This is a genomic window from Mesorhizobium sp. M7A.F.Ca.CA.004.06.1.1, from assembly GCF_003999135.1.
Taxonomy (GTDB): domain Bacteria; phylum Pseudomonadota; class Alphaproteobacteria; order Rhizobiales; family Rhizobiaceae; genus Mesorhizobium.
In genome coordinates this window covers 1-9,282 of the sequence record NZ_RZPQ01000160.1, presented here as the reverse complement: position 1 = coordinate 9,282, position 9,282 = coordinate 1, and the positions used below count along the sequence as shown (strand labels likewise).

The 9,282-nt window shown below is 59.4% G+C and carries 4 protein-coding genes and 1 pseudogene; 4 read left to right on the top strand and 1 reads right to left on the bottom strand.

The annotated features are described in order from the left end of the window. Nucleotides 1–138: 138 nt before the first annotated feature. Entirely contained in the window at nt 139–2,070 is a 1,932-nt protein-coding gene (locus EN906_RS12490) for a potassium transporter Kup (RefSeq protein WP_127266914.1), read from the bottom strand. Between the two features lie 982 nt (nt 2,071–3,052). Here EN906_RS12490 and EN906_RS38795 point away from each other — a divergent pair. The 4 genes and pseudogenes from EN906_RS38795 to EN906_RS38230 all read left to right on the top strand — a co-directional run. Continuing rightward, the gene (locus EN906_RS38795; protein WP_063169289.1) at nt 3,053–3,331 is read left to right on the top strand and encodes an AlpA family phage regulatory protein; all 279 of its coding nucleotides are present in this window, start codon (nt 3,053–3,055) and stop codon (nt 3,329–3,331) included. Continuing rightward, nucleotides 3,328–3,960, top strand: coding sequence for a hypothetical protein (locus tag EN906_RS12480; protein WP_127270360.1), 633 nt, complete (start codon nt 3,328–3,330; stop codon nt 3,958–3,960). The genes EN906_RS38795 and EN906_RS12480 overlap by 4 nt, the downstream gene beginning before the upstream one ends. A gap of 703 nt (nt 3,961–4,663) precedes the next feature. Continuing rightward, nucleotides 4,664–8,197 carry an autotransporter domain-containing protein gene (locus EN906_RS12475; protein ID WP_127268434.1) on the top strand — a complete coding sequence of 1,178 codons (3,534 nt, stop codon included), beginning with the start codon at nt 4,664–4,666 and terminating at the stop codon, nt 8,195–8,197. Between the two features lie 219 nt (nt 8,198–8,416). Next, nucleotides 8,417–9,239: pseudogene (locus tag EN906_RS38230) on the top strand (integrase); the annotation flags it as partial. Between the last annotated feature and the right edge of the window lie 43 nt (nt 9,240–9,282).

Below are 9,282 nucleotides of genomic sequence, written 5' to 3'. Positions count from 1 at the left end.
GCGTAAAGGACGGCTTTCGGGGCCGGAAGCTTCAGGCCTGGAACCGGACCCCAGTTTGGCGCAAGCATCGTGGCCTCCGCCCGGTCAGGCATTCACCGGCTCGCGAAATGCCAATTGATTCTGCTTAACCGGGCATACCTAAACGGCCACTTGCGTTCCGATCTCGACCACACGTCCGGTCGGGATCTGGAAATACTCCGTCGCGTCGGCGGCCGTGCGCGCCAAGCCGATGAACAGCTTGTCCTGCCACACCGGCATGCCGGAGTTGGGTGACGCCTTGAGCGAGCGACGCGACAGGAAGAAGGACGTCGTCATGATGTCGAACTTCCAACCCTGCTTGCGGCAGATCGCCAGCGCACGCGGGATGTTAGGCTGTTCCATGTAGCCGAAGGTCAGTGTCACCCGCATGAACAGCTCATTGATTGTTTCCATCTTGATCCGCTCGCTGTCGGGCACCACGGGCTGCTGCGCCGTCACCACAGAGAGGATGACGTTCTGTTCGTGCAGCGCCTTGTAGTGCTTCAGGCTGTGCATCAACGCGGTCGGCGCACTGGCGGGATCGCTGGTCAGGAACACGGCCGTACCGGACACCAGCTGCGGTTTCTTCTTCAACAGATTGCCCGCAAGGAAATCGAGCGGAATCTGGTTCCTGCGCGTCTTGTCAAATAGATACCTGCTGCCTCTTATCCAAGTCCACATGGTCATCACGATCACTGCGGCAATGGCAAGCGAGGCCCAGCCGCCTTCGAATACCTTGACGATGTTAGCTGCAAAGAAGCCGGTATCGATGAAGACGAACACCGCCATTAAGGCTATCGCGACGCCGAGCGGCCATTTCCAGATGCGCGTCATCACAACAAAAAGCAGTATGTTCGTCACCAGCATATTGCCGGTCACCGAAATACCGTAGGCCGAGGCCAGCCGGCTGGATTCGCCGAAGCCGACCACCAGCAGCATCACCACCAGCGCCAGCATCAGGTTGATGCGCGGCAGATAGATCTGGCCCGACTGTTTTTCCGACGTGTGCTGGATGACGAAACGCGGCAGCATGTTGAGCTGTACCGCTTGCCTGGTCAGCGAAAAGGCGCCGGAGATCACCGCCTGGCAGGCGATCACGGTCGCCGCCGTGGCAAGCACGACCATCGGAATAAGCGTCCAGCCCTGGTTCATCTCGAAGAACGGATGACCGACAACGCCGCCATTTGCCAGCACGAAGGCGCCTTGCCCGACATAATTGAGCAACAGACAAGGGAACACGATCGCCAGCCAGGCGAGCACGATCGGCTTGCGGCCGAAATGGCCGAGGTCGGCGTAGAGCGCCTCGGCTCCGGTGACGGCGAGGAAGACTGCACCAACCGTAACGAAGGCGACGTCAGGCGAGTTGACCAGGAACGACACGATGTAATGCGGGCTGATTGCCAGCAGGATTTCCGGGTCGTCCATGATGTGGTTGAGCCCGGAAAGGCCGATGGCCAGGAACCACAGCGCGGTAACGGGTCCGAACACCAATCCTACGCCGCCGGTGCCAAACCGCTGTACCGCAAACACGATCGCCAGGATGGCCAGTGTCAGCGGCACCACATAGGGCTGGAACGTCGGCGTGACGACATTCATACCTTCGACCGCCGACAGTACCGAGATTGCCGGCGTAATGACGGCGTCGCCAAAAAAAAGCGCCGCGCCGACGATGCCGATGCCGATGCCGATGCCGAGGATCACCGCAGAGCGGGTCGGGAAACTGTTGCGCGCCAGCGCCATAAGCGACAGCACTCCGCCCTCGCCTCGATTGTCGGCGCGGAGCACGAACATGATGTATTTGATCGTCACGGTGATCGTCAGGGACCAGATGATCAGCGAGAGTACGCCGAGGATGTCGCCACGGCTGGCGACGTTGCCACCCGCTGATGCATGCAACGCCTCGCGAAATGCATAGATCGGGCGGGTGCCTATATCGCCATAAACGACACCTAGTGCGCCCAACATCAGCGCCTTGGTGCTGTGCTGCTCGACCTCAGAATGGCTCGATTGTTCGACAGGTTCTGCCTCGTTACCAGCATTGGTAAGGGCCATGGACGACACTCCGATAAGCGCGGGGTGCTCTACGCTTGCTGCACTGCAATATCAAGTTCCGTCACGTAATGTCTGCCGTCTCGCCTGTCGTTGCTCGCCTTGGTAGACTCGCCAGCCCGCAGCCCTACCGAGCAGCAATAGCGCCCCGGCAGAACCCTCAATCGCCCAGATCAATGAATGGTTATCGCCCACATTGCCCCCCCGCGATGCGGCCGATGGCGACCAGGGTGTCGTGGGCGCACAAGGATGGCGCTTTCCTGATGACGCCGTGCTCCAGGTGTGATCGCACCGTTGCTGCGCAAGCCATTTACTTGCTCGTCCCAGCGAGGACCGTGGCCAACTGGAACGCAGGGCCACGCCGCTCACCGGCCGCACTTTGCGGCGCAGATAACGATTCGATCTCCCCGGCGAGATTCTGGTTGAAGAAGCCACCAAGCTTCTCGAAGGACACACGGTCGTAATATCGACATGCCAGTATCCGCAACCCAGAAAAAGCTCCTTCGGCTCCGCTGCGCGCGCCACGAACAACCCGATCTTCTCTGCGAAAGAGGACGCCGTAATCCCAGGTTGAAGCCAAACCGGGGGGCGGCCGTGACGTATGCTACACAGGCGAAGGGCTAGGAGGCGGGTTCGGTGAGGAACGGCATTGATGTCCACGCCGTCTCCTGGAAAGACAGAGGAATGCGGTGTCACCGCCTGGCGCCGGAGGTTGATCCGGTGATTAGGAGGAGCACTCGTTGTCGGATTCTCGACGATGTCGGACATCTGACACAACGCTGCCAGAGCGATCGCATTGTTCCGAAACGATTTTCCCAGTTGGCACGTGAATTGCGGTCCTATGCGCAAAAGCACTGCGATGCCGCACCGACTGGAAGAACTCATCAATGATCACGCTTTTCGAACATGTCGGCGCCGCTACCAACACTAAGCGTTCCCGATCAAACGGAAGCCTCTATCCCTTCTTTCTGAAGGCTGTCCGGACATGAACGCATTTGATGTCCGTCCAACGCTGGATGCTCCCGACGACGATCTCTATCTTTGGCTTGAAGATGTGGAAGGCGAGCGGGCACTTGCCTGGGCCGCCGGCCAGTCGGCAAAGACCCTGAAGCACTTCAGTGGAACGCAGTTCGAGCGCGACCGCGCGACTCTGAAGGCAGGCCTGTTCCCTAAGCGGCGTCGCATCTCCCCCGGCCGAGTCGCATGGCTTGAATCCGATATCAGGGCTTGGATGGAAACTAGATCTGAGAGCCGCACCGCATGAATGTAGCCTCCCAATATCTTCTCCCGTCTGTGGCGCATCACGAAGCCGGGCACGCGGTGGCCGCCATCGTTTTGCACCGTCAGATGTTCGACGACGACCGTGAACTCCCTGCTTTCTCAAGTGTTAGTATTTACCCCGACGCCGGTGACGGAGAGTGCGGTGGTTTTGTCGAAGGCACGGTTTTCTATTCAGCGCAAGGATTCACCTCGGAGCGAAAGCCGATTTTCGAGAACGATATGGATCGACATTTCCAACGCGATGAAGCGATCCAAGTGATAGTTGCGTGTCTGGCAGGTCCTTTTGCAGAATCCGCATTCGAAGGCTATCTGGACCCGCGCGATATGGCGATGAATGCGTCCGATGGGAATGAGGGGAGCAGCGACTACGCGGATGCCAAGCGAATCTATGGTGAGTTGCGGTTCCTGATGCCGCGCCGCCCCCGTTGGAGGCGGATCGAAGATCGCACGGCCCGGCTAGTACTCGATCACTGGTCGGCCATCGAAGCATTGGCCGCGCATTTGCTGGTCAAGCATGATCTCCAATTCGATGAGGCTCTGACGATTGTTGCGCCGCATCTTCCGCCCATGCCAGCAGCTACGCCGCCAGAGCGTCATCCGCAGCCTGCTTGATCAGCCATTCGATGTGATTTGACCACATCTGCAACACCTCGCGCTTCTCCTTGACGTTGCTATAGAGATCGTAGATTTCGCCAATGTCTCCGGTTCGGGCTCACAGCCCGTCCATATAGCCGCCAGTCTGCTGCCTTCGAGTGGCCCATGTTGGCCGCGGCCAGGAAGTGGCGACGATTGAAAGGACAAAATCAGTTGCCGAAACTCATCGCAGGTGACGGTCTGGTGGCAATTTGGGCACATCTTGTGTCTCGTCGCCAGTAAACACGGATGCCCGGCAGGAGACTGAGCTCGCTGCCGGCGGAAATCGTAGAGCGCCAGCGACGCATTCTGATCTTTCGTCAGGCAGTCGACCGCCTTGGCATACGCCTCGGCCTCCATCTCGATCGACCTGAACCGGTATCTTGTGCGCCATCCGGACGATCTGGGAAAGCTTGGCCGGGCCGGCGCCTTCCCAGGCGCACGGGAAGAGCGACGACCCATGTGGACCTTGGATTTCACTCCGCACTTACGCTGCTTTGGCCTTGTCAGCAGCCTGAGCATAAAGCGTGCTCAGCTTTCAGGCCGAGCACTCTTCCAGTGTTGACAGCATCTGTCGTCATTCAGGATCGCCCCATTTTCGCATGCCGCTTGCAGCTTTCAGGCTGTTGTCAGCCAGGGCCGCCATAAAGGGTCTCGTTAAACAATTCAGGAGGCCGTTCCAATGATCAATCAGTTTGCGAGACTTTTTCGAGGACCAGGTATGCAGGCTTGTTTCGGGACAAAGAACTTTCTGGCGGCAACCACCGCGATGACGACGGTATTCCTGCCGGCTGTGTCTCTCGGGGTGGGTCTGGTAGCATTTCCAACTGGAGAAGCGTTGGCCGACGACCCGATTTCGATCCCGCTGGAGTATGTCGGGGAAGGCCATGACCGCCTGGGCATCTGGGCCAAGATCAACAATGGCAACGCGCAGCGATACGTATTCGACACGGGCTCGGACCAGCTCAACACGCAGATCGGGTCAGAGGTGACCGGGGTCCGCCCGATTGCCGACACGCCTTACGTATATACGTACGGGGACGGAACGTATGGTAATAAGCTTCAGAACGGGGAAATTGATAAATTTACATATGTCGATCCAGATCAAAAGATAACAATCGACGGGCCGTCTGTAAGCGATAAGAAATACCGGGCTGCTCGCATTCTCGATTTTGTCTATACCCATGCGTATTGCAAGGACAACAATCTTAAGTGCACGCCGGGATCCGTGACGGATGGACTTAAAGATATGTATGGTCAGGATCTCCAAGAACCTTATCACGCCGATAAGGAGCAGCGGGCGAAAATGACCGCTGGCAAGATGGCAGACGAAGGCGGCGATTTCGCAGGTACATTCGGGGCCGGCGATTTTCTTGGCAAGACAAGTGTCTGGGGCATGATGGGCAGTGTCACCAGGTCTGGCTACGTGGTCTCCGCCAATGTGAATCCGGATTCCGAGAGCGACCAAACGCCTGGCTGTTCCCCCTGCACGATTGTCAACCTCAATCCAAGCCTCCGGGCCCAATATACTAATGCCATGCCATGGGGAGAACCCGAGGAAAAAGATCAGGATTCTTATCAGAATTTTCCTGGCTCTGGCGCCAATGCCTCGACCGAATACGAAGGCAGCTACAATCTGCAGTACACGGTTAAGGATGGAGCCCCACCAATCACCGACCCCAACAAGACCGCGGTATTGCTCGACACCGGCACACCGGGCGGTGGCAGTCTGGAGATCAGTGATGCGATGCTGAAGCAATTTCAGGATGCGGGCGTCAAACTTAAAAATGTTCGGAGAAATGAGCAACGCGAGATCGTAAGCGCATCGGGCAACATCCCGAGCGTTACAATCGCAGGAACGGATGGCGATCCGGTAAGGCTGGACAATATCGACTTCACCTACACCAGCGGCACGACGGAACAACCCAATGACCAGACCAGTTTTGTTGCCGGTCTTGACTTCTTCAAAAACAGATCGGTCATTTTCGATCTGGAGAAGAAGTATACCGCTTATACGTCACATTTCGTCACTGCCAGCAACTTCTCTACCGATTCATCCGCACCCGAAGGGACCGGTCTGAGCAGGATAACGACGAGCATGGGGAATGAGGGCGGGTTCGGCATAGCGGGTGTCGTCTCCGGCTCCGGATCGCTGACGCTTGATACAAAGACGGTGGTCCGGATGACGAATGTCAACACCTACACCGGCGAGACGAATATTGCTCAGGATGCCTATCTCTCGCTTGCGGGGCTCGGCAACATCCAACGGTCAGCGAAAGTCGTTGCAGACGGCACGTTCGATATCTCCGAACATGGAAATGGCAGCGACTATTGGGGAATCTCCGACGCCTACAACGATGCCCGTATTCGTAGCCTGAGTGGCAGCGGAACGGTCGAGCTGGGCAAGCGTACCCTGGTGCTAACGGATTCGAACGACACGTTCGCCGGCAGCATCAACGACCTCGACGTTGATAACAATAATATGGGCGGCAAACTATTCGTTGCCGGTGGCGTGCAAACGCTGAGCGGAAAGAACAATTTTTCCGGCATGACGACGGTCGGTTCCGGCGCGGGATTGCTGCTTGCCGATACAGGTGTGCTTTCCCATGATGCGACCACGTCCGGCTTTCTCGGGAATGACGGGCAGATCGGGGGCACGGCTATCGCAAACAGCGGCGGTGTCGTCGCAGGCGGCGGCACCTACGGTGCGGTCACCATTTCCGAGGGCGGCACGGTCGCTCCTGGCAGTGCGACCGATCCGAGCAGGATCGTCACCACACTGACTGTCACGGGCGATTTCGCGCAGCAGTCCGGATCGATCTATCAGGTCGACCTCGCAAGGTCGTCCGATCTCATCGATGTTGGCGGAGTAGCGGCGATCGACAGCGGCGCGCAGATCGAGCTGCTGCGGCAGGGAACGCTATCGGTCGATGCCCGATATACTCTGCTCTCCGCAGCAGGCGGCGTAAGCGGCACCTATGGCGGGCTGACGGGGGCTCTGGCGACAGACGCGACGCCCTTCGTCGATTTCCAGCTCGTCTACGATGCCAACAATGTCTATCTCGATATCAGCCGCACATCGACGGCGTTTGCCGATGTTGCCAGCACCTTCAATCAACGCTCGGTCGCCGCAGCGGCTCAGGCGCTTGGAAGCGGTAATCCGATCCAGGACAACATCCTGTTCCTGACGGCGCCGGAAGCCCGCAACGCTTTCGATATGCTATCAGGCGAGGTTCATGCTTCCATTCATAGCGGCCTCATCGAGGACAGTCATTCTGTACGCGATGCCGCGAGCGAACGGATCCGTGCGGCGTTCGACGGCGTCGGTGCCTCCAGCGTTCCGGTGATGACTTATGGGCTGGGTGGTCTGGAACTGGCCCCGGCAACGAGTGAGAATTTCGCCGTATGGGGCCGTGGCTTCGGCGCCTGGGGTCATCTCGACAGCGACGGCAATGCCGCCGGTCTCGATCACTCGACAGGCGGCTTTCTGGCTGGCGGTGACGCGGCTGTCGGCGAAAGCTGGCGGCTCGGCCTCATCAGCGGCTACAGCCATACCTCCTTGGAGGCGGACAATCGCGCGTCGTCGGGCTCGAGCGAGAATTACCATCTCGGTCTTTTTGCCGGCACGCAGAACGGCAATCTCGGTTTTCGTTCCGGCCTTGCCTATACCTGGCACAGCATCGAGACCGGCAGGTCCGTGGTCTTTTCAGGCTTCGCCGACAGCCTTTCGGCCGATTACGACGCCGGCACGTTCCAGGCCTTTGGCGAGCTCGGCTACCGTATCAATACGGCTTGGGCTTCCTTCGAGCCCTACGCTAATCTCGCTTATGTGAATTTTGACGCCGATGGCTTCACCGAGAATGGCGGCGCAGCCGCCTTGTCGAGCGGGGATCGCTCGAGCGACACGGCGTTTACCACGCTAGGTCTGCGTGCGTCGACGGTACTGACCCTCGGCACCGTGACTGCTACCGCGCGCGGCGGTCTTGGCTGGCGCCACGCCTTCGGCGACGTCAGGCCGGATACCGCTCTTGCCTTTGCTGGCGGTTCCTCCTTCGCCATCAAGGGCGTGCCGATCGCAAAGAACGCAGCTCTGCTCGAAGCTGGGCTGGACGTAAACATCACCGAGAACGCGACGTTCGGCATCGCCTATCAGGGACAGATCGCCTCGGATGCCCAGACACACGGGTTCAGCGCCAAGCTCGGCGTCCGTTTCTAAATCACCCGCAAAAGAGATTGGTTATGAAGTCAGTGAGTGCATTTTCTTTTACCGTCGTTCTCGGCTCAGCGACGGTGATGTCTGTGTCCGCCGCGCGAACGGACGATGCCTGCTACAACAAGGCACAAAGCCTATGATGACGCAATGTTCAATCGACGACCTGAAGCCAGTCGATGGCGAGCTTGACAAGCTCTACAAGGAGATGGAGACCCGGCTCAAAGAGTCCCGGCGCATGTCCAGGAACTGGTCGAGACCGCGAGGGGCTACAACGCCACCTCGGAGAACACGCGCGACGCCTACCCCAAGGATTGGCGGCATTTTTCCTCCTGGTGCCGGCGCGCTGGCTTCGATCCCCTGCCTCCGGGCTCGAAGGTGATCAGGCTCAATATCAGCGCCTGTGCCTTGGGCACCGCCGCCGGCGATCCGAAGCGTGGCGCCCCTGCCCTTTCGGTTGCGACCATCGAGCGGCGGCTTTCCGGCCTCGCCTGGAACTTTACCCAGCGCGGCCGGCCGTTGGACCGCGCGGAGCGGCATATCTATACGGTTCTTGCCGGCATTCGCCGCGCAAGCACGCAAAAGCCACCGCGGCAAAAAGAGGCGGTCCTGGCGACGATCTGCTGGCGATGATCGCCACCCTCGGCCACGACCTCAGGGCCTGCGCGACCGCGCTATTTTGCTCCTGGGCTGTGGCGGCGGCCTGCGGCGCTCCGAGATCGTCGGTCTCGACGTCATGCGCGACGACAACAGCGATGGCGCCGGCTGGATCGAAGATTTTTGACGGCAAGGGCTGCTGGTCACCCTGCGCGGCAAGACCGGCTGGCGCGAGGTCGAGGTCGGCCGCGGCTCCAGCGACCACACCTACCCCGTAGTCGCGCTCGAGAGCTGGATCCGCTTTGGCCGCATCGCACGTGGACCCCTGTTCCGCCGCATCTTCAAGGACAACAAGACCGTCGACGTCGAACGGCTCTCCGACAAGCACGTCGCCCGCCTGGTCAAGCAGGTGACGATCGCCGCCGGCGTCCCCTCCGATCTCCCGGAAGGGTAACGGGCGCTGCTGTTCTCGGGCCAGTCGCTGCGCGCCGGAC

What these genes read in the sequence shown, in the direction of transcription:
- EN906_RS12490 (WP_127266914.1), bottom strand. Translation starts at nt 2,070, where the DNA reads ATGGCCCTTACCAATGCTGGTAACGAGGCAGAACCTGTCGAACAATCG.
- EN906_RS38795 (WP_063169289.1), top strand. Translation starts at nt 3,053, where the DNA reads ATGAACGCATTTGATGTCCGTCCAACGCTGGATGCTCCCGACGACGAT.
- EN906_RS12480 (WP_127270360.1), top strand. Translation starts at nt 3,328, where the DNA reads ATGAATGTAGCCTCCCAATATCTTCTCCCGTCTGTGGCGCATCACGAA.
- EN906_RS12475 (WP_127268434.1), top strand. Translation starts at nt 4,664, where the DNA reads ATGATCAATCAGTTTGCGAGACTTTTTCGAGGACCAGGTATGCAGGCT.